Raw genomic sequence first — 20,080 nt, 5'->3', positions numbered from 1 at the left:
GATGAACCATCCCGCTCAGCCGCGCTTGCGCGTTGCCGTCCTGGGTGCGGGAAGTTGGGGCACCGCGTTGGCGGCGGCCTCCAGCCGCCGCCACCCCACCGTGCTCTGGGCGCGCGACGCCGCGCAGGCCGCCAACATGGCTGCCGCGCACGAAAACGCGCGCTACCTTCCGGGCATTAACCTGCCCGCTTCCCTGAATTTTTCATCCGACCTGGACGCCACACTGCGCAGCTTGCGCGGCGAGGGCGAGGTCGGAGACATGTCCGACGACACGCGCCGTCTGATCGTGCTGGGCGTGCCCGTGGCCGGGCTGGCCGCCCTTTGCGGCGAACTGGCCCGCCGGCTACCCGTCCTGGGTCTGCAAGACACCCCCATCGTATGGACCTGCAAGGGCTTTGAAGCCGACACGGCCAGGCTGCCCCACGAGATCGTGCAAGCGGCCCTGCCCGGCGCAATCGGCGGCGTCTTGTCTGGCCCGTCCTTCGCGCGCGAAGTGGCCCAGGGCCTGCCAGTGGCGCTGACAGTCGCCAGCACCCATTCCGGGCTGCGAGATGCCACCACCGCGGCCTTCCACGGCGCGGCGCTGCGCGTCTACGCCAGTTCCGACCTGGTGGGCGTCGAGGTCGGCGGGGCGCTGAAAAACGTCATCGCGGTTGCCTGCGGCATCGGCGACGGGCTGGCGCTGGGCACCAATGCCCGCGCCGCGCTGATCACGCGCGGCCTGGCCGAAATGACCCGCTTTGGCGTTGCCTTGGGCGCGCGCGGCGAAACCTTCGCCGGGCTGACCGGCCTGGGCGACCTGGTGCTGACCGCCACGGGCGAGCTCTCGCGCAACCGTCGCGTAGGCCTGGAGATCGGCGCCGGCCGCAAGCTGGCCGACATCCTGGCCAGCGGCATCACCGCCGAAGGCGTGCGCTGCGCCCGCGCGGCGCGCGACCGCGCCCGCGCCATCCATGTCGAACTGCCCATTACCGAAGCCGTATGCGCCGTGTTGTTCGACGGCGTTGCGCCCATGACCGCGGTGTCGGCGCTGCTGGCGCGCGACCCGCGCGATGAAAGCGCCGACGTCAGCGTGAACATCGGCGCCAACGGCAGCGGCCCGCTGGACGACACGCTGGGTGGCCATCTTTGACCCCTCTCTAACAACAACACACACGTCCCATCCCGAGGAGACATCCGTCATGACGCAAACCCGCAAATTCCGGGTCGGCCCGCTGCTGCGCGGCCTGTGCCTGAGCCTGGCCGCCGTGCTGCCCGCCGCCGCCCATGCCGACTGGCCCGACCGCCCCATCCATATGGTCGTGCCGTTTCCGCCCGGCTCGTCGCCGGACCTGTTGGCACGCACGATATCCGAGCCGCTGTCGCAGGCGCTGGGCCAGCCCATCGTCATCGACAACAAGCCCGGCGCGGGCGGCAACATCGGCACCCGCATCGTGGCCAAGGCCAAGCCGGACGGCTACACGTTGCTCTATACGATCAACGGCCCGCTGGTGACCGCGCCCACGCTGTACAAGAAAACGTTGGGCTACGACCCGCTGAAGGACCTGGCGCCGGTGACGCTGGTGGGCACCAGCCCGAACGTGCTGGTGGTGCCCGGCAGCCTGAAGGTCGACAACGTCCAGGACTTCGTCAAGCTGGTCAAGGAACGCGGCAATTCCTTGAACTACGGGTCGGTTGGGCCGGGCAGCTCGGCGCATCTGGCGATGGAAATGTTCAAGGAAAGCGCGGGAGTGGACCTGGCGCATATTCCATATTCCGGTTTTCCGCAGGTGATTACGGCCATCATCGGTGGCGATGTGCAGGCGGGTTTCATGGTGCCCGCGATTGCGGTGCCGCAGGCGCGCGACGGCAAGGTGAAGCTGCTGGCGGTGACCAGCCTGCAGCCCAGCGAGGCGCTGCCGGGGGTGCCGACGATGGCGTCGCAGGGCTATCCCGACTTCGAGGCGATTTCGTGGAACGCGGTGCTGGTTCCGGCGGGGACGCCCACGCCGGTGGTCGAACGGCTGAATAGTGAGTTGGCGCGTGTGATCAACAGCGAGGCGGTGCGCAAGCAGTTGGCGTTGCAGTATTTCACCCCGGCGGCGTCGACGCCTGAGGCGTTGACGACGCGGATCAAGAATGAGAAAGCGCGGTGGGATCAGGTGATTGAGCGCTTGAAGCTGTCGCTGGATTGATGGGTTTGCGTGTTTGAGGTGAGTGGGGCGATTTTTTATTCGCCGCTGCTTGATGGGTTTGCGCGTTGGAAGGCGGCGTTCTTGGGTAGGTCGTGGCGCGCTACACCCATCCTACGATCAACGGAAGGTGGGGTTCTGGGGCAGACCGTGGCGCGCCGCGCCCATTCACGATCCGCCTTCGAAGCCTTGTTGGCGCCAGGCTTCGAAGACGGTGACGGCGACGGCGTTGGATAGGTTCAGGCTGCGTTGGCCCGCGCGCATCGGCAAGCGCAGGCGCTGCTGGGGCGGGAACATCGCTTGATGCTCGTCGGATAGGCCGGCTGTTTCGCGGCCGAAGACGAAAACGTCGCCTGGCTTGAAGGCGACGTCGGCCACGCTGCGCTGCGCGTGCGTGGTCAGCGCGTAGATGCTGGAGGCGTCGGCCCCCGTGTCGTCCAGCGCTTCCTGCAGGGTGTCATGCACCCGCACGGGCTGCCACTCGTGATAGTCCAGCCCGGCGCGCCGCATGCGGGCGTCATCCAATTCGAATCCCAACGGACGCACCAGGTGCAATTGCGCGCCCGTGTTGGCGCACAGCCGGATGGCGTTGCCGGTGTTGGGGGGAATCTCGGGGCAGACGAGGATGACGTGGAACATGGCGAATACGGAGCGGGGACGTAGGACTAGGACGGCTTGCGGCGCCAGGGTGGCGGCGTGGCGCGATTGTCGCCGATTTGAGAGAGCGGCGCGCTGACGGCCCGGGCGCTCCACCAGCGCGGTAACACGACGCCGGCGCCATTACGGCGTGCGGGCGACCACCAGCACCGTCACTCCGGCCGCGCCCGCCGCCAACAGTGCCACCGCTGCGGCCTGCACGGTGCTGCCGGTGGTCATGACGTCGTCCACCACCGCCACGTGGCGGCCGCGTACTGCTGTAGAAGCCACGAACACGCCGGCTGCAACCTGGCGCCGCGCGTGCCGTCCCAACGCCGTCTGCCTGGGCGTTTCCCGGCACCGCCGCAGCGCTTGCCGGACCAGCGGCAGGTTCAGTTCGGCCGCCAGGCTGCGGGCGATTTCTGCTGCCGGGTTCATGCCGCGTGCGCGTAACGACGCGCGGCTGGCGGGCACGGGCGCCAGCAAGACGCCGTCGGGCAGCGGTGGTTCATTTCGGATGGCATCGGCCAGCAGGCTGGCCAGCACCGGCGCCATGCTCAGGCGCAGTTGCGTTTTCAGCATCCGGATCAGCGCGTCGGCGGGCGGCGCATAGTCAAAGGCCGCGATCGTCTGCACGTAAGCCCTTGGTGCTCCCAGGCAGGCGGGACAAATTGGAGCTGGGAGAAGAGCTGGGGCCGCGGCGGCAGTGGGCGTTGGGGCTGAGGCCGGGGCCGAAGCCACGTCCGAGGGCAACGCCGAAGCCACGTCCGAAGCCAAACCCGAAGCCAAACCCGGAGCCACACCCGAAGCAATAACCGGCAGCCGCAGCGCGCAGCACGGGCAGCGCGGGTTCGTGCCGGAAGGCGCGGCAGTGATGTCGTCCGCGCAGCCTAAACACAAGCGCGCGCCTGCCACGCGCGCCCCGCACAACGGGCAATCGCAACCCACGCGGGACCAAAGCCGCCGCCCCATCGCCTGTAGGGACAATCGAATCCGCCGACCGGGATGCGTAATAATGGATGCCATTCCTCATGAAACCATGTTCCGCCCCGCCGCCAAGACGTGGGTGCGACCGAAATGTCCCTGCCAGAATCCGCCCCGCTTCCCTCCCTTCCCATCGTCAGCGCCGACGTGCCGCGGCAGTTCGCCCGCCGTGGCGACCTGTCCGACGCCCAGTTTCTTTACGGTGAAGTCGCCCGCCGCATGCTGGGCCGTTTGCAGTACATCCGCGTGCAGCCACAGGCCATGCTGGATGCGGGCTGCGGCGCGGGAGACAACCTGCCGCTGCTGCGCGAACGCTATCCCGACGCGGGCTACACCGGCCTGGACAACTGCCAACCGCTGCTGGATCTGGCCAAAAAGCGCCATGCGCCGGCCGGTTTGGGCGCCTGGATCGGCAAACTGGCTGGACGCGGGGCCAAGGCCCCGGCCTTCGTCAACGCCGACTTGGCGGAAACAGGCCTGCCCCCGGAATCCCTGGAGCTGGTGTGGTCCAACCTGGCGATGCATTGGCACCGCGCCCCGCATGCAGTCTTGGCGGAATGGCGCCGCATCCTGAAAGTGGGCGGGCTGGCAATGTTCTCCTGTCTGGGGCCTGCCACCCTGCGCGAATTGCGCCAAGCCCTGACCGATGCGGGCCTGTCCACCGCCACGCCGTCCTTCGTGGACATGCATGACTTTGGCGACTTGCTGGTGGAAAACGGTTTCGCTGACCCGGTGATGGACCAGGAAATCCTGACGCTGACCTACCGCAGCCCTGAAAAGCTGCTGGCCGACGTGCGCGCGCTGGGCGGCAACCCCGCCGAAGGCCGGCGCGGCGGGCTGGTGGGGCGAGACTGGCGCAACCGCCTCTGCGCCGCCCTGGAAGCCCAACGCCGGGCCGATGGCCTGATCGCACTGAGCATTGAAGTGGCTTACGGCCATGCCTGGCGCGCCGCGGCGCATCGCACCGTGGCGGGCGAGACTCGCCTGTCCGTCAGCGCCATCGGCGGCCGGCAGGCCAAGCCCCTCTGAGGCCGCGATGACACTGCCCCCCCGCGACACCGCCGACCCACATGCCTGGATCGACACCTTCCGGGGGCAGATGCTGCGCTTTGCCACGTTGCAGTTGGGCCAGCCCGAAGCGGCGCAGGACGCGGTGCAGGAAGCAATCGCGGCTGCATTGGCCAAGCGGGGTGCGATGGAAGATAGCGCGGCATTCAAGCAATGGGTGTTCGGCATCCTCAAGCACAAGATCGTGGACACTATCCGCAGCCGCGCGCGCTTGACGCACTTTCCAGAAGCCGACGACCCCGACATGATGGACGCCTGCTTCACACCGAACGGCGAATGGACCCCACAAGCCCTTCCGGCGGCCTGGGCGGCGCCGGACGAAGCCATGCACAGCAAACAGTTCTGGCTGGTGTTCAGTACGTGCCTGGAACGCTTGCCGCCTGCCAATGCGCGCGTCTTCATGATGCGCGAGTACCTGGAATTTGACGCCGCCGAAATCTGCGAGCGCCTGTCCCTGACACCCGGTGCGCTGCACATCGCCATGCACCGGGCACGCCTGCGGCTACGCAGTTGCCTGGAACTGAACTGGTTTGCTGACCAAGGGGGCCGCAAATGCTGAAATGCCGTGACGTCTCGCAACTGGCGTCTCAAGAACGCGAAGCGCCCCTGCGCCTGCCCCAACGCATCGGCATGACGATGCATCTGGCGATGTGCTGGCGCTGCCGCCGCTTCCGGCAGCAGATCAGTCTGCTGGGGGATTTGACGCGAGCCTACCCTGGCCCCTTGGAAGAAGGCGCCGACCCTCGCCCGTCGGAACGCGACGACGACGCCGCCCCCAAGCCGCCTTCGCTCTGAATTTACATTTCTTACAATTCTCTCCGTAAGGAAAGCGCTCTCTCGCGCGACTACCTCTTGCCAGCACTGCAATCCGCGGTGTGGTAACCGTTCACGTAGATTCCCCAGGAGAGAGACACCATGAAGACACGTACCACCGCCGCCCTGGCACTGGCTTTTGGCGCCGCGTTCACCATGGCCGGCGCCCCCGCCGCCCACGCCGCAGACATGGAAAAGTGCTACGGCGTCGCCCTCAAGGGCAAAAACGATTGCAAGGCGGGAGCCGGCACAACCTGCGCGGGCAGCTCCAAGGTCGACTACCAGGGCAACGCCTGGAAGAACGTGCCGAAGGGCACGTGCGAGAAAACCCCGTCGCCCACCTCGCCCACGGGCCAGGGCCAATTGCAGGAATTCAAGGAAATGAAGAAAGCGTCCTGACCTGCCCTGGCGCGTCATGAAATCGCCCCCCTTCCCGGCCATGGCGTCCGGCCCGGGCCTATCGGCCCAGGTCGGCGTCGGCTTGAAGCCCGAACACGCCGACGCCCTGCTGGACGGGGCGGCCGGCGTGGGGTTTCTGGAAATCCACGCCGAGAACTATATGGTTCCCGGGGGGCCGATGCACGCAATGCTGACCCGCTTGCGTGAACGCTACCCCCTGTCTGTACACGGCGTAGGCCTGTCGCTGGGCGGGCCGGACCCGCTGGACGAGGAACTGCTGGCCGGGCACCGTCGCTTGCGCGATCGCTACGCGCCCGCGCTGGTGTCCGAGCATCTGGCCTGGTCTCGCGGCGCCGGGGTGTTCTTCAATGACCTGCTGCCGTTTCCCTACGACGGCACGACCTTGCGGCGCACCAGCGAGCACATCGATGCGTTCCAGAACAGCCTGGGCCGCCGCATCCTGATCGAGAACCCGGCGACCTATCTGCGTTTTGATGCAAGCCTGATCGACGAAGCGCAGTTCCTGGGCGAGCTGGTCGCCCGCACAGGTTGCGGCCTGGTGCTGGACGTCAACAACGTGTACGTCAGCGCGGTGAACCATGGGTTTGACGCGCGTGGCTACCTGGGCCTGCTGCCGCTTGGCAGCGTTGAAGAAATTCACCTGGCCGGCCATCACCGGCAAGTCGAGCCCGATGGCAGCGTGGTGCTTATCGACAGTCACGACGCCCCCATCGCCGAGCCCGTCTGGGCGCTGTATGAAACGGCGCTGCGCGCGACCGGCCCTGTTGCCACGCTGATCGAACGCGACGGCAACATCCCGCCCCTGACCGAATTGCTGCGCGAGGCGGCGCGCGTTCAGGCCTGCCTAGCCAAGCTGGACGCCACACTGGTCACGCCGCCATGACAGCCCTGCGCCAATTCGCCGATTTGCTGTTGGACCAGGCGCCTCCCACGCCGGACGAGGTCAGGACGCGGCTGCAAGTCGCGCCTCCGGAACGCTTCGCCATCTATCGGAACAATGTCGTCAGTTCACTGATGCAGGCCTTGGCCGACAACTTCCCCGTTTGCGTTGAGCTGGTGGGCGAGCCGTTCTTTCGGGACATGGCCCGCGGGTATGCACAGGCGAGTCCGCCGCGTTCCGCCATCATGGCCTACTACGGCGACACGTTCCCAGATTTTGTCCAAGCCTATGCGCCCGCGGCGTCGCTGCGCTATCTGGCGGATGTGGCGCGGCTGGAATATCGGGTCGTGCGCGCCTACCATGCCGCCGACCACGAGCCGCCCGCCCCAGCGGCGCTGCAAGCCTGTATCGCCGGCATGGCCGACTTGCCCGCCGCGCGCCTGCATATTCATCCCGCCGTGCAGGCCATGTCGTCGAACTACGCCGTGTTCTCGATCTGGGCCGCCCATCGGGGCCAGGGAGACCTGGCAACGGTCGACGTCTGCGTGCCGGAATCAGTGGTGGTGCTCCGGCCGGGGCAGACCGTGCATGCCGTTCCGGTGGACGCGCCGCTTGTTGAGCTGGTCGACGCCCTTGGCACGCAGCCGCTTGGCGAAGCATTCGAGCGACTGACCCAGCAGCATGACGATTTCCAGTGGAGCCACGCGCTGGCGCAACTGATCCGCCACCAGATCATCGTGGGTATATCGCCAGGCGCGTGATGCCGCGCCTGCCCCTTATTTGCTGACCCAAGGACTCTCATCATGGACCGCCCCGCCACTGCCGCCCCCGTACCCGAACACCGCTGCGTCTGGCGGCGGCTGAATGCGCAGTTCGAACGTATTCCGCACTGGTTGATTGCCTTGCTGGGGCGGTTTTCGATTGCGGCGGTGTTTTGGAAATCCGGACAGACGAAGGTCGAGGGTTTCGCCGTGGACCTGATCTCGGGTGAATTCCAATTGGGCTGGCCGTCGGTGTCGGCCTCGGCCGTGAGCCTGTTCGCCGACGAATACCGGTTGCCCCTGGCACCGCCCGAGTGGGCGGCGCTTGCCGCCGCCACCGCCGAGCATGTGCTGCCCGTGCTGTTGCTGCTTGGCTTGGCCACGCGCTTGTCGGCGCTGGGGTTGCTGGTGATGACCGCCGTGATCCAGATCTTCGTGTACCCAGACGCCTACCCCACGCACGGCGTGTGGGCGGCGGTGCTGCTGTATCTGGTTGCGCGCGGCGGCGGCGCCGTGTCGCTGGACGCCCTGATCCAGAACGCCAAGCGAAGATAAAGCACAATCGCGATAAGACAAAGCCGCGATAAGACTCGCGGCTTTGTTCCCTTCGATGGCTTCCGCCCAAGCGGCGGCAGCGGCTAGTGCAAGCGTTCCGGCAAGGGCACGCTGACACCGGGTTCCGACGCCGACAAGGGTTGCATCGGTTCGGAATTTGCCCGGATGCGCCGGCGCAGCACGGCGGTGGGCTCAGCCGGCGGGGCAGCCACCGTCTCGCCACGCCAGGCGTGCGTCATGGCGTCAACCATCAGCGGCAGGTCGCGCAGGCGATGGAACTGGCTGCGCAGCCAGCGTGCATCGTTGCCGCTGCGCATGGCCTCGTCGCGCAGGGCGGCGATCATGTCGCCCGTGCCCAGTTCTTCGGCCACCGGCATCAGGCGCTGGAACAGCGTGCGCAGGTGGTCCATCAGGCGCAGCCGCTGGCCGTCGGGCGTCACGTAACTGCCCTGCAAGCCAAAACGGCAGGCCTGGAAATGGTTGCTGCGGTAAGACAGCCAGGCATTGTCGCTGGGGTCGTCCTCGCGCATCAGCAGCACGGCCAGGGCTTGGGCGAACGCCGCGATCTGGCAGGCACGCTCCACGGTCAAGGGCGTATCGCAGACGCGGATTTCGACCGTGCCGAATTCCGGCTTGGGGCGGATGTCCCAATACAGGTCCTTGATGCTCTCGGCCAGCCCGTAGGCGCGCAGTTGCGACAGATGGGCTTCGAACTGGTACCAGTCCTTCACCTCGGGCGGCATGTGGCCGGCAAGCGGGAAGCTGTTGACGGCGTTCAGGCGCGAGCACGAGAACAGGGTATCCACACCCTCGCAGTACGGCGACGAGGCCGACAGCGCGATGAAGTGGGGCACATAGGGCGACAGGCGGCGCAGCAGCTTGATGGAGTCGTCGCCACTTTTCACGCCCAGATGGATGTGCTGGCCGAAGACCGTAAATTGACGCGCCAGGTAACCATACATTTCGGCCAGGTACTGGAAGCGCGGGGTGTCCGAAATGGACCGTTCCTGCCAACGCATGAAGGGGTGGGCGCCCCCGCCGGCCACCGACACGCCAACCGCGTCGGCCGCTTCGACCAGGGCATCGCGCATCTCGCGCATTTCGGCCAACAGGCCCATGGGGTGCTCGTGCACCGAGGAATTCAGTTCGATCATGGACCGCGTGATCTCGGGTTTGACGCGGTCGGCAATGGGGTGGTTGGCCATTTGGGCCAGCAATTCGTCAGAGGCGGCGGTCAGGTCAAAACTGCGGGGGTCGATCAGTTGCAACTCAAGTTCGATGCCCAGGGTGTTGGGGGCCGACGAAATGAACGGGATCGGTTCCATTCCGGACTCCTTTGAATGTTTGATATGAGGGGACGCGCCGTTCGACCTTGAAGCCCGGTAACTTCCCGGGGGGCACTAGACGGCAGCTTGTGGACTGGATGATAGCCGCAGGTTTGTGGCAATACGATTGAAAATCGTGACATTTGTGTGCAACATCGCGTAGCACACGGTTTTGCCCTCTGAGGATAAGTGAGCAAGCGCTTACAAGTCAGGAATGGCGCGGGTTGCCAAGCGATGGCGCCCGCAATTGCAGTAGCCAAGCGGTTTTCCGAGAGGGGCGGGATAACCCTGAGTAGGGTTATTCCTGAGCGGCTTTCGGGGTCAGCGCCCCTTATTTGCGCCAGAACATGGGGGTGAACAGCACCAGCACGGTCAGCAACTCCAGGCGGCCGATCAGCATGGAAAAGGTGCAGACCCAGATCTGGAAATCGGACAGCACCGAGAAATTGCCCATGGGGCCAACGGGCCCGAGCCCCGGCCCGGTGTTGTTGATGGTGGCGAATACGGCCGAGAACGCCGTGATGGGGTCCAGCCCGGACAGCAGTAGCAGGCTGGTGAACACCGCGATGGACAGCCCGTAGATCAGCATGAAGGCCAGCACGGACGACATGGTCCGCCCTTCCACCGCGCGCCCGTTGATTCGCACCGGGCTGATCGCATGCGGGTGCAGCATGGTCACCAATTCATTGCGAGCCTGCTTGACCAGCAAAATCGCCCGGATCATCTTGATGCCGCCCCCGGTGGACCCCGCCGACGTGGCGAAGCCCGACAGCAGCAGCATGGTCAGCGGCGCAAAGAGCGGCCACTGGGCAAAATCCGTATTGGCGTAGCCGGTGGTGGTAGCCAGGGAAATGGTGTTGAACATGCCATAGCGCAGCGCTTCCAAAGGCTCGTCGTAGACACCCTTGGCGTACAGGAACACCGAGATGACCAGGCCGGCCCCCAACACCACGACCAGGTACGGGATCGCTTGCGGGCATTGCACGTAGGCGCGCGCGCTGCGCTGGCGGAAGGCGTTGAAATGGGTGGCGAAGTTGATACCCGCGATCACCATGAACACCATCGCAACCATTTCCACGGCGACCGAATCGAAGTGGGCAAAGCCGTCGTCCCAGGTCGAAAAGCCGCCCAGTCCCATGGTGGTGGCCATGTGGCACCAAGCCTCAAACCAAGACAGGCCCGCCGCGCGGTACGCCAGGAAGCACAGAATCGAGAACACGAAATACACCGCGTACAGCGCCTTGGCGGTACTGGCGATGCGGGGCGTCAGACGCTCATCTTTCATCGGGCCGGGCGTCTCGGCCCGCACCACTTGGTGTCCGCCCACCCCCAGCAGCGGCAAAATCGCCACCGCCAACACCAGGATGCCCATGCCGCCGATCCAGACCAGCGTGGCGCGCCACAGGTTGATGGACGGCGGCAAGGCGTCCAGGTTGGTCAAGACCGTGGCGCCCGTCGTGGTCAGCCCCGACATGGCTTCAAAATAGGCGCTGGTGAAAGACAGCGGCAAGCCAGCCCGGTGAAAGTAGAGCAACAGGGGAATTGCCGCCAGCAGCGGCAGGCCGGCCCACACCGCGGACACCAGCACGAAACCGTCGCGCGCGCGCAATTCGCAGCGGCTGCGCCGCGTCAACGCGGCAAGCGCCCCCCCGATCCCCAGGGAAAGCAGGAAGCCGTGCAGGAAGGCGTCACGCGCCGCGTCGCCACCCACGTAGGCGATCAGCAGCGGGATCAGCATGGTGAGGGCGAACATCACCATGGTCAGCCCAAGGATATAGAGGGTTCCGAGAACGCGATTCATGGAGCCTATCCGGCGGCGCTCGGCCCGCGACGGAGCATGGAGTGGGCGCGCATCAGAAGAACGACGCCGACACTTGGAACAGCTTTTCCACGCGCGGCATCTGCCGGCGCGACGGAACGAAGACGATCACATGGTCGTTCGTTTCAATAATGGTGTCGGCATCCGGCAAGATGATTTCGTCTTCGCGCACCAGCGCGCCAATGCTGGCGCCCTTGGGCAGGCTGATCTGGCCCACCGGCCGGCCAACCACCTTGGACGTGGAGCGGTCACCGTGGGCAATGGCTTCCAGCGCCTCGGCCACGCCTTGGCGCAAGCGGTGCACGGCGGCCACGTCGCCGCGCCGCACGTGGCGCAGCAATTCGCTCATCGTCGCCTGCGAGGGCGATACGGCGATGTCGATATGGCTGCCCTGCATCAGTTCGCCATACGCCTGGCGATTGATCAGCGCAATCACCTTGCGGGCGCCCAGCCGCTTGGCCAGCAGCGACGACATGATGTTGTCCTCGTCGTCGCTGGTCAGGGCAAGCCAGGTGTCCATGTCTTCGATATTCTCGCGCTCCAGCAAGGCTTCGTCCGTGCCGCTGCCGTGAAGCACCAGCACGCTATCAGGCAGTTGCGTCGCCAGGTATTCGCAGCGCTTCAAGTCGCGTTCAATGATGCGGACGCTGTATTTTTCATCGGCCAACTGGCGCGCCAGGCGCAGGCCGATGTTGCCGCCGCCCGCGATCATCACGCGGCGCACGGCGCGTTCGGCATCGCGCAGTTGGCGCACGGCGCGGCGCGCATCGCGCGAATCCACCACCAACACGACCTCGTCGCCCGGGGCAATGACCGTGCCGCTACCCGCCCGCAGCGGGCGGCCGCCGCGCAGCACGTCAACCACCCGCGCCTTCACGTCCGGCCACACGTCTCGCAGCTTGTCGACGGGTGAATGCGCCATGGGGCTGCCATGCCCCACGCGCACGGTCACGACCGACACGCGACCTTCGGCGAATTCCACCACCTGCAAGGCTTCGGGAAATTCAATCAGGCTATGCAGATAGGTAGTGACGCTGCGCTCGGGGCTGATCAGCGCGTCAATACAGAAGCCCTCTTCGCTCATGAGTTCCGGGTGTTCCGGAAATTCGGCCGAGCGGATGCGGGCAATGCGGCGGGGAATATTGAACAGTTGGCGGGCGATCTTGCACGCCACCATGTTGGCGGCGTCAGAGGCCGCACAGGCAATGAACAGGTCGGTATCGGCCGCGCCGGCGGCTTCCAGCACAGAAACCTGCGAGCCGTCGCCATGGACGACACGCAGGTCGAAGTGTTCCTGCAGATAGCGAAGTTGCGTGGGGTCGGTATCCACCACGGTGATGTCGTTTTCTTCGGACACCAGGTTTTCGGCCACGCTGGTGCCTACGCGACCAGCGCCCATGATCAGGATTTTCATGTGCTGCGCTTGCGCGCCGATTCAATGCCCAATTGCTTGAGCTTGCGATACAGGTGGGTACGTTCCAGGCCGGTGCGCTCGGATACGCGCGTCATGCTGTGGCTTTCGCGGACCAGGTGATATTCGAAATAGATGCGTTCGAATTCGTCGCGCGCTTCCCGCAGGGGCTGGTCCAGCGAAATGGTGCCCAATTGGCCGTTGGAAGCAAGCGGCACTTCGTTGGCGGGCGCCGCCGTCAGAACCGGAGGGTCCAGCTCGTCTTCCAGCGCCACGGCCGTGTTGGCGGCCGCCGAATGCACGGCCACGGGCGCCGGTTGCGGAGCACGCCCGCGCGTCAGACCCGCCGCCACGGTCTTCAGAAGCCGTTGCAGCGTGATGGGCTTTTCCAGGAAATCCATGGCGCCGATGCGCGTGGCTTCAACCGCGGTGTCGATGGTGGCGTGGCCGCTCATCATGATCACCGGCATGTCCAGCAGGCCTTGCGAGCCCCACTCTTTCAGCAAACTTACGCCATCCGTGTCGGGCATCCAGATGTCCAGCAACACCAGATCAGGACGCATGCGAAGGCGTGCCGCGCGCGCTTGCGCCGCGTTTTCGGCCAGTTCGACCGTGTGCCCTTCGTCGTAAAGGATCTCTGACAAAAGCTCGCGTATACCGACTTCGTCGTCAACCACCAGAATTCTGGCCATAAAGCATCCACCTATTGCGTAGCCGCATTATCCTTTTCTTGCGCGGTCGCGTCCATAGTATCTGCCCCGGTCGCCAACCGGGTCAGCAAGATGGAAATCCGCGCGCCCCCTTCCTTGCGGTTCGCAAGGTCGATACGTCCGCCGTGCTCTTCCACAATCTTGCGTACGATTGCCAATCCTAACCCAGTCCCGTGGGACTTTGTGGTTACGTAGGGCTCGAACGCGCGCTGCATCACCTGGGCCGGAAAGCCCGGCCCGGTGTCTGCCACAGTAAATCTCAAGGCTTGCTGGTCGGCGCGGTCGGGTTGTTCACTGCGCATCAACTGCGTCGTCACGCTGACCCGCCCCTGGCCGCCCAGTTCGGCAATCGCGTCGCGCGCGTTGGACAGCAGGTTGTGGATGACCTGGCGCAGTTGGGTCGGGTCGCCTTCGATGTCGGGCAGGCCCGGCGCCAGCGTCACGTCCAGGTTCAAGGCTTTGCCGGTGATGCGAGACGCCCCGCCATCGGGCTCCCAGCCATACAGCGACAGCACGTCGGCCACCAGCGCGTTGAAGTCAATGCGCTGCATCACGGCCGGCGGCGTGCGAGCGTATTCACGGAAATCGTCCACCATCTGCTTCAGCGATGCCACCTGGTTGACGATGGTATTGGTGGAGCGCTGAACAATCTGCGCTTCCGCCGGTTGCAGCTTGCCTTCCAGCTTCATGGCCAGCCGTTCGGCCGACAACTGGATAGGGGTAAGCGGATTCTTGATCTCGTGCGCCAGTCGACGCGCCACTTCGCCCCAGGCCACGGTGCGGTTGGCGGAGATCACTTCGGTAATGTCATCGAACACCACCAGATAGCCGTTGCCGCGCCCATCCACGCGCAGATGGGTGCCGCGCGCCAGCAGGGTCAGCGGCTGCGGTGCCGTAGTGGCATCGCCTTGTGCCGGGCTGATTTCAAACTGCTGTTGCCAATGCTGCCGTTCCGACCCGACCGCCGCGTGCGTGGAAAACGCCTGTCGAACAATGTTCGCAAATTCGAGCATGCCGTCCACCGTTTCCAGTGGCCGGCCGATTACCGAACGCAGGTCCACCCCCAGAATGGTCTGGGCGCCCTGGTTGACGGTGGTCACGCGGAACGACTCGTCAAACACCAGCACCCCGGACGACAGGTTCGACAGCACGCTCTCAAGATAGACGTTGGATCGCTCCAACTGCTGGCGATTGCTTTCGACCATGCGGCGCGCTTCATCCAGTTGGCGTGTCATGGCATTGAACGAGCGCGTCAATTGGCCGACTTCGTCACGCTCCGGGGGCTCGGGCAGCGGCCGGTAATCACCCACGCCCACCGCCTGCGTGCCACCGGCCAGGCTGAGCAAGGGGCGCACCAGGCGCTTGGACAGCGACAGCGCCACCGCGATGGCGCCGAACGCGGCCAGGAGCAGCGCCAAGGTCAGCGTGATGCCATAAAGCTTGCGCAACCCCAGGCGCGACAGCGCCAGTTCTTGGTAATCCCGAAACCCCTGCTGCACCAGATTGGCGTTGTGCGCGATCTGCTCCGGCACCGGCTGCAGCAGTTGCAGCCAGCGCGGTTCGGACGACCCCAGCAGGTTGTCGTAGCGCTCGGGCCCGGTCAGCGGAATCACCACGCGCAAATGCAGCCCGCCTTCGGCGCCCGCCGTGACGGGGTCGTCCGCTTCGGCGGCGGAATAGCCGCGCGCCAGCCGAAGCTGGTTCATGACGGTGGACGGGGGCATGGCGGGCAACAACTGGCCGTACTGGCTGGTGGAAAACGCCACCATGCGGCCGCTGCCCGTGAACACCATGGCCTCTTGTACGCCATTGGCTTCGCGCAGCCGGGTCAGCGCCAGCGTCACGCCGCTGTCCGTATTGCGGTTCAATTCCACGGCCATGGAGCGGGCGCGCGCATCCAGATCGGCCAGCAGCGAATCCAGCGCCGCGCGGCCCAGGTTCAGCCCGGCTTCCAGCGCCGTATCCACCCTAACGTTGAACCACGATTCGATCGACCGCGACATGAATTGCACGGACACGGTGTAGATCAGGGCGCCCGGCACCACGCCGATCAGCGCGAACGCCAGGGAAAAGCGCGCGGTCAGCCGCGCGCCAAACTGCCGCCGCCGGATCTGGCGCGCCAGCCGCACCGTCAGCGCCACCACCCAGACAAACAGCGCCAGGGCGAAGATGCCGTTCAACACCAGCAGCGTGTCGTAATAGCGCGCAAAGCGCGAGGCGTTGCCCGTGGACCATGCCAGCAAGCCCAGCAACGCCAGGCCGCTTACGGCACCCACCATCAGGGCCAGCCGGAGCAACAGCCTCATGAGGGATCCTTCTCCTTGTCGCTCAGCATGAACGAGAAGTCCATCCAGGGCGTGCTTTGCGCCCATGAGCTGCTGTTCAAGGCGTTGACCTGAAACGGACGGGGCAGCAGCGAGGTGTCCAGACGCAGCCGAATCTGTCCACCATAGAGCACGCCGGCATCAAAATCGGTGGCATCCGCCACCGACCAATTGCGTATATGCTGGATGACGCTCATCGCGTCGTCCAGCGACGCCACGGGAAAGGACAGTTCGCCCACGCCCGCGCGCCATTGCCGCGTCAGCGCGTTATAGATGACGCGCCACGTGCGTGAGGTGTCCACCAGCGACTCGTCGAACCACCACCAGCGTTCGCGCGTCACGGTCAGGTCGGCCGTGAAATAAAGCGGGATGCCGCGCTGGGCCGCATCCCGCAATTGCTGATTCAGTTCAAATTCGATATCCGCATCGAATTCAAGCTTGCCATTGCGCACCGCCGGCTCAACCCGCGTCACCTGCGGCTCGGCGGCATGCACCTGGCCGCCCGGCACCGTGGAAAGCAAGGTAGATACCAGCAACAAGCCAAGAAATAAACGCGAAATAATGGACATACGACACCGCAACACCGTTATGCCCCTATTCTTGGTGATTCAGGACTGCTTGGCAAACAAGGCATAGAAAAAGCCGTCATGTTGCTCGACGGGTGTTGCATTGAGCGCAACTGGCAGCAACTGCCCGGGCGCATCCAGCCGTTGGGCCTCGGGATGACGCTGCAGGAATTCGAGCGCCTGGCGCGCCCCTTCAATCGGGAAGACCGAGCACGTCACATACAGCAGACGCCCCCCGGGCGCGACGGTTTTCCACAGGGAGTCCAGAATCCGGGCCTGCAACGTGGCCGTGCGGCGCACATCGTTTTCCCGGCGCAGCCAGCGGATGTCCGGGTGGCGACGCACGATGCCCGAGGCCGTGCAGGGCACATCCGCCAGCACCGCATCAAAAGGCTTGCCGTCCCACCAGGCGTCCAGGTCAGCCGCGTCGGCCGCTTCCAGGTGCACGCGCTTGCTGGCCAGGCCCAGGCGGTCCAGGTTTTGCTCCACCCGTTCCAGCCGTTCGCCGTCGGCGTCCAGCGCCACCAGGTCGATATCGGCCAGTTCCAGCAGGTGCGCGGTCTTGCCGCCGGGCGCCGCGCAGGCGTCCAGCACCCGCATGCCGTCAGCCGGCGCCAGCAGTTCGGCCGCCAACTGCGCGCCCGCATCCTGCACCGACCACCAGCCCTCGGCAAAGCCGGGTAACTGCGTCACGGGCTTGGGGCTGCCGAGCACCACGCCGGCTTGGCCAACAGGTTGCGCCGCGAGGCCGGCGGCCTCGAAGGCGGCCAGCACCTGTTCGCGGCTGGCGCGGCGGCGGTTTACGCGCAAGGTCAGGGGCGCCGGTACATTGGCCGACTCCAGGATCCGCTGCCAGTCCTGCGGGTAGGCAATACCCAACTGCTTGACCCACCAGCCGGGGTGGTTCCATTGCGCCTCGGGGCTGTCGGCCACCGCGGCTTCCAACGCCGCGCGTTCGCGCAAAAAACGGCGCAGGCAAGCATTGAGCATGCCTTTGAACGACGCCAGGCTGCGGGTGTTGGAGGCGGCTGTCACGGCCTGGTCCACCACCGTATGGGCCGCGTAGACCGGCATGCCCGGCAACTGCGCAGCGGCCTCGCCCTCTTCTTTCAGCAGGGTCAAGGACACCAGCAGCAGCGATTCGAACAACACGCTGGGGTAGCGCTGCACCAATTCCCGGCCCACGGCATCCGCCCAGCCCAGATAGCGCATCGCATGAAACGACACCGCCTGGGTGGCCGGGCGCAAGGCGGCGCTGACGTCGGTCAACGCGTCCGTCAGGGAACGGCCGTCCAGCACGCCCTCGACCACCCCCGCGCTGGAAAGAAGAACGGAGGAAAGCGGGGGAGCAAGATGGGGGGAGTCGGAACGCGTGGACATGGTGGAAATTCTGAGGATAAGACCGATATGGTAGCCGGACCTGGACGATTGGCGCAGGCGGCGTCAAACTGGCCGCTGCCTAGGAGAGCGCTTTATGTCCACCGCCACGCTGCTGCTGTTCATCCTGGCCTCGGCCGTCGCCATCGTGACGCCCGGCCCAACCACCCTGCTTGCCATGAGCAATGGCTCGCGCCACGGCGTGCGCGCCGCCGGTTGGGGCATGGCGGGCGCGGTGCTGGCGGATTTGATTCTGGTTGGCTCGGTGGCGTCCGGCCTGGGCGTGGTGCTGGCCGCGTCTGAGGTTGCCTTTCAGATCATTAAATGGGTCGGCGCGGCGTATTTGGCGTATCTGGGTTGGAAGATGCTGCGGTCGAACTCAGCGCTGATCTTGCCGACCGCCACGGCGGTTGATGGCCGCCCGGTTGGCCTGTCGCTGGGCGTGCGCAGTTTTCTGGTGGCGCTGACGAATCCCAAGGCGCTGTTATTCATGTCGGCGTTCTTGCCGCAGTTCATTGATCCGCAGGCGCCGCTGTTGATGCAATACGCCATCGTGGCGGGGGTGCTGGCGACGATTAACGTGCTGACCATGCTGGTTTATGCGGCGCTGGGCGCGCGGTTGGTGCGGCTGTTCAGGGGCGCAGGGTTGCGGTGGATGAACCGGGTTTGTGGGGGACTGATGATCGGGCTGGCGGGGACGCTGGCGTTGTATCGGCGCGGGGCGGGGTAGCAAGCCCCGAGAAATGGGAACGGAACGGCCAGCACAGCCCGTTTGCCCCTAAAATAACTGCCCCCGCTCTGCCGCGCTAAAATTGCGCAGATTTTGATCATTGGCGCCGGCTCGCGCCCACCGAGGTATTCCATGTCTTCCCCCAAAGTCGGCTTCGTCAGCCTGGGCTGTCCTAAAGCCCTGGTCGACTCCGAACGCATCCTGACCCAACTGCGCACCGAAGGGTACGAAGTCACGCCCGAGTACAACGATGCGGACGTCGTCGTCGTCAACACCTGTGGATTCATCGACAGCGCCAAGGCCGAATCGCTTGAAGCCATTGGCGAAGCGCTGGCCGAGAACGGCAAGGTCATCGTCACCGGCTGTATGGGCGTTGAGGAATCGGTGATCCGCAAGGTGCACCCCAGCGTGCTCGCGGTGACTGGCCCCCAGCAATATGAAGAGGTGGTGCGCGCCGTGCATGACGCCGCGCCGCCCAAGCAGGACCACAACCCCTATCTGGATCTGGTGCCGCCGCAAGGCATCAAGCTGACGCCGCGCCACTACGCGTACCTGAAGATCTCGGAAGGCTGTAATCACCGTTGCAGCTTCTGCATCATCCCGTCGATGCGCGGTGATCTGGTCAGCCGTCCGGTGGGTGATGTGCTGAGCGAGGCCGAACGCCTGGTCAAGGCCGGCGTGAAAGAAATGCTGGTGATCTCGCAGGACACCAGTGCGTATGGGGTCGACGTGAAGTACCGCAGCGGCTTCTGGAACGGTCGCCCGGTCAAGACGCGCATGACGGAGCTCTGTCTGGCCTTGTCCGAAATGGGCGTCTGGACGCGCCTGCACTATGTGTACCCGTACCCGCACGTGGACGAAGTGATTCCGCTGATGGCCGAGGGCAAGATCCTGCCCTACCTGGACATTCCGTTCCAGCACGCCAGCCCGCGCATCCTGAAAGCCATGAAGCGCCCGGCGTTCGAAGACAAGACGCTGGCGCGCATCAAGCGCTGGCGCGAGATCTGCCCCGACCTGACCATCCGTTCCACCTTCATCGTGGGCTTTCCCGGCGAGACCGAGGAAGACTTCCAGTACCTGTTGGACTGGATGCAGGAAGCGCAGTTGGATCGCGTGGGCTGTTTCCAGTATTCGCCGGTGGAAGGCGCGCCCGCGAACCTGCTGGACAATCCCGTGCCCGACGAGGTCAAGCAAGACCGTTGGGAACGCTTCATGGAATTGCAGCAGGGCATTTCGACCGCGCGCCTGGCCCGCAAGGTGGGCCGCGAGATCGACGTGCTGATCGACGAAGTGGACGAAGACGGCGCCATTGGCCGCAGCAGCGCCGATGCGCCTGAGATTGACGGCTGTGTGTACGTCAGTTCGGAAAAAACGCTGAAGGCGGGCGACATGGTGCGCGTGCGCGTCACCGAGTCAGACGAATACGACCTTTGGGGCGAGGCGATCTGAATCTGATAAAGCAAGGGCGCGCCGCCAGCCTTGGCGGTGCGCCCCTCTTGGTTTGACCGCGCCCGTCAGCCGAGCGCCTTG

At 65.4% G+C, this 20,080-nt stretch carries 20 protein-coding genes; 11 read left to right on the top strand and 9 right to left on the bottom strand.

From position 1 onward, the window contains the following. Position 1: 1 nt before the first annotated feature. Together WBR68_RS07530 and WBR68_RS07525 are read left to right on the top strand one after the other, a co-directional pair. Positions 2-1,132: an NAD(P)H-dependent glycerol-3-phosphate dehydrogenase gene (locus WBR68_RS07530; RefSeq protein WP_230693789.1), complete on the top strand. Its 1,131-nt coding sequence runs from the start codon at positions 2-4 to the stop codon at positions 1,130-1,132. 49 nt (positions 1,133-1,181) lie between these two features. Beyond that, positions 1,182-2,174, top strand: coding sequence for a Bug family tripartite tricarboxylate transporter substrate binding protein (locus WBR68_RS07525; RefSeq protein WP_127186034.1), 993 nt, complete (start codon positions 1,182-1,184; stop codon positions 2,172-2,174). Between the two features lie 165 nt (positions 2,175-2,339). On the opposite strand, the gene WBR68_RS07520 is transcribed toward WBR68_RS07525, so the two are convergent. Together WBR68_RS07520 and WBR68_RS07515 are read right to left on the bottom strand one after the other, a co-directional pair. Continuing rightward, positions 2,340-2,810 carry a tRNA (cytidine(34)-2'-O)-methyltransferase gene (locus tag WBR68_RS07520; RefSeq protein WP_050445780.1) on the bottom strand — a complete coding sequence of 157 codons (471 nt, stop codon included), beginning with the start codon at positions 2,808-2,810 and terminating at the stop codon, positions 2,340-2,342. Between the two features lie 141 nt (positions 2,811-2,951). Beyond that, positions 2,952-3,443 carry a ComF family protein gene (locus WBR68_RS07515; protein WP_230693788.1) on the bottom strand — a complete coding sequence of 164 codons (492 nt, stop codon included), beginning with the start codon at positions 3,441-3,443 and terminating at the stop codon, positions 2,952-2,954. A 441-nt stretch (positions 3,444-3,884) separates the two neighbouring features. Here WBR68_RS07515 and WBR68_RS07510 point away from each other — a divergent pair, with 441 nt between their 5' ends. The 7 genes from WBR68_RS07510 to WBR68_RS07480 all read left to right on the top strand — a co-directional run bounded on the left by WBR68_RS07510 (position 3,885) and on the right by WBR68_RS07480 (position 8,288). After that, complete coding sequence (locus WBR68_RS07510) at positions 3,885-4,820, top strand: methyltransferase domain-containing protein (RefSeq protein ID WP_050445899.1); 936 nt, start codon at positions 3,885-3,887, stop codon at positions 4,818-4,820. 7 nt (positions 4,821-4,827) lie between these two features. Next, positions 4,828-5,418 carry a sigma-70 family RNA polymerase sigma factor gene (locus WBR68_RS07505; RefSeq protein WP_230693787.1) on the top strand — a complete coding sequence of 197 codons (591 nt, stop codon included), beginning with the start codon at positions 4,828-4,830 and terminating at the stop codon, positions 5,416-5,418. Next, on the top strand, positions 5,412-5,654 hold the full coding sequence (locus WBR68_RS07500) for an anti-sigma factor family protein (protein ID WP_230693786.1): 243 nt from the start codon (positions 5,412-5,414) through the stop codon (positions 5,652-5,654). The genes WBR68_RS07505 and WBR68_RS07500 overlap by 7 nt, the downstream gene beginning before the upstream one ends. A 120-nt stretch (positions 5,655-5,774) precedes the next feature. Beyond that, positions 5,775-6,071: a BufA1 family periplasmic bufferin-type metallophore gene (locus tag WBR68_RS07495; RefSeq protein WP_230693785.1), complete on the top strand. Its 297-nt coding sequence runs from the start codon at positions 5,775-5,777 to the stop codon at positions 6,069-6,071. Between the two features lie 16 nt (positions 6,072-6,087). Next, entirely contained in the window at positions 6,088-6,975 is an 888-nt protein-coding gene (gene bufB, locus WBR68_RS07490) for an MNIO family bufferin maturase (protein WP_230693784.1), read from the top strand. Continuing rightward, complete coding sequence (locus tag WBR68_RS07485) at positions 6,972-7,733, top strand: HvfC/BufC N-terminal domain-containing protein (protein ID WP_230693783.1); 762 nt, start codon at positions 6,972-6,974, stop codon at positions 7,731-7,733. The genes bufB and WBR68_RS07485 overlap by 4 nt, the downstream gene beginning before the upstream one ends. A 42-nt stretch (positions 7,734-7,775) precedes the next feature. Then, entirely contained in the window at positions 7,776-8,288 is a 513-nt protein-coding gene (locus WBR68_RS07480; RefSeq protein ID WP_050445773.1) for a DoxX family protein, read from the top strand. Between the two features lie 83 nt (positions 8,289-8,371). Here WBR68_RS07480 and WBR68_RS07475 read toward each other — a convergent pair whose 3' ends face one another. The 7 genes from WBR68_RS07475 to rsmB form a co-directional block, all read right to left on the bottom strand. After that, positions 8,372-9,613, bottom strand: coding sequence for a YbdK family carboxylate-amine ligase (locus WBR68_RS07475; RefSeq protein WP_050445772.1), 1,242 nt, complete (start codon positions 9,611-9,613; stop codon positions 8,372-8,374). 331 nt (positions 9,614-9,944) lie between these two features. Continuing rightward, complete coding sequence (locus WBR68_RS07470) at positions 9,945-11,414, bottom strand: TrkH family potassium uptake protein (protein WP_050445771.1); 1,470 nt, start codon at positions 11,412-11,414, stop codon at positions 9,945-9,947. A 52-nt stretch (positions 11,415-11,466) separates the two neighbouring features. Beyond that, the gene (gene trkA, locus WBR68_RS07465; RefSeq protein ID WP_050445770.1) at positions 11,467-12,846 is read right to left on the bottom strand and encodes a Trk system potassium transporter TrkA; all 1,380 of its coding nucleotides are present in this window, start codon (positions 12,844-12,846) and stop codon (positions 11,467-11,469) included. Continuing rightward, on the bottom strand, positions 12,843-13,535 hold the full coding sequence (locus WBR68_RS07460; protein ID WP_230693782.1) for a response regulator: 693 nt from the start codon (positions 13,533-13,535) through the stop codon (positions 12,843-12,845). The genes trkA and WBR68_RS07460 overlap by 4 nt, the downstream gene beginning before the upstream one ends. 11 nt (positions 13,536-13,546) lie before the next feature. Beyond that, a complete protein-coding gene (locus tag WBR68_RS07455) occupies positions 13,547-15,859 on the bottom strand; it encodes a sensor histidine kinase (RefSeq protein ID WP_050445768.1) in 2,313 nt (770 codons plus the stop codon). Next, positions 15,856-16,446: a DUF4390 domain-containing protein gene (locus WBR68_RS07450; RefSeq protein WP_083447289.1), complete on the bottom strand. Its 591-nt coding sequence runs from the start codon at positions 16,444-16,446 to the stop codon at positions 15,856-15,858. The genes WBR68_RS07455 and WBR68_RS07450 overlap by 4 nt, the downstream gene beginning before the upstream one ends. A 39-nt stretch (positions 16,447-16,485) precedes the next feature. Then, on the bottom strand, positions 16,486-17,823 hold the full coding sequence (gene rsmB / locus WBR68_RS07445) for a 16S rRNA (cytosine(967)-C(5))-methyltransferase RsmB (protein WP_127186042.1): 1,338 nt from the start codon (positions 17,821-17,823) through the stop codon (positions 16,486-16,488). A 94-nt stretch (positions 17,824-17,917) separates the two neighbouring features. On the opposite strand from rsmB, the gene WBR68_RS07440 reads away from it, so the two are divergent. Together WBR68_RS07440 and rimO are read left to right on the top strand one after the other, a co-directional pair. Further along, positions 17,918-18,550 carry a LysE family translocator gene (locus tag WBR68_RS07440; protein WP_230693781.1) on the top strand — a complete coding sequence of 211 codons (633 nt, stop codon included), beginning with the start codon at positions 17,918-17,920 and terminating at the stop codon, positions 18,548-18,550. A gap of 132 nt (positions 18,551-18,682) precedes the next feature. Further along, positions 18,683-19,999 (top strand): 30S ribosomal protein S12 methylthiotransferase RimO, encoded by a 1,317-nt coding sequence (gene rimO, locus WBR68_RS07435; protein WP_230693780.1) that lies wholly within the window; start codon positions 18,683-18,685, stop codon positions 19,997-19,999. Positions 20,000-20,080: the final 81 nt, after the last annotated feature.

The sequence above is a fragment of the Achromobacter sp. JD-1 genome, assembly GCF_038594925.1.
Taxonomy (GTDB): domain Bacteria; phylum Pseudomonadota; class Gammaproteobacteria; order Burkholderiales; family Burkholderiaceae_B; genus Achromobacter; species Achromobacter spanius_C.
The sequence above is the reverse complement of the archived record's forward strand: the minus strand, read 5'-3'. Positions and strand labels throughout refer to the sequence as shown.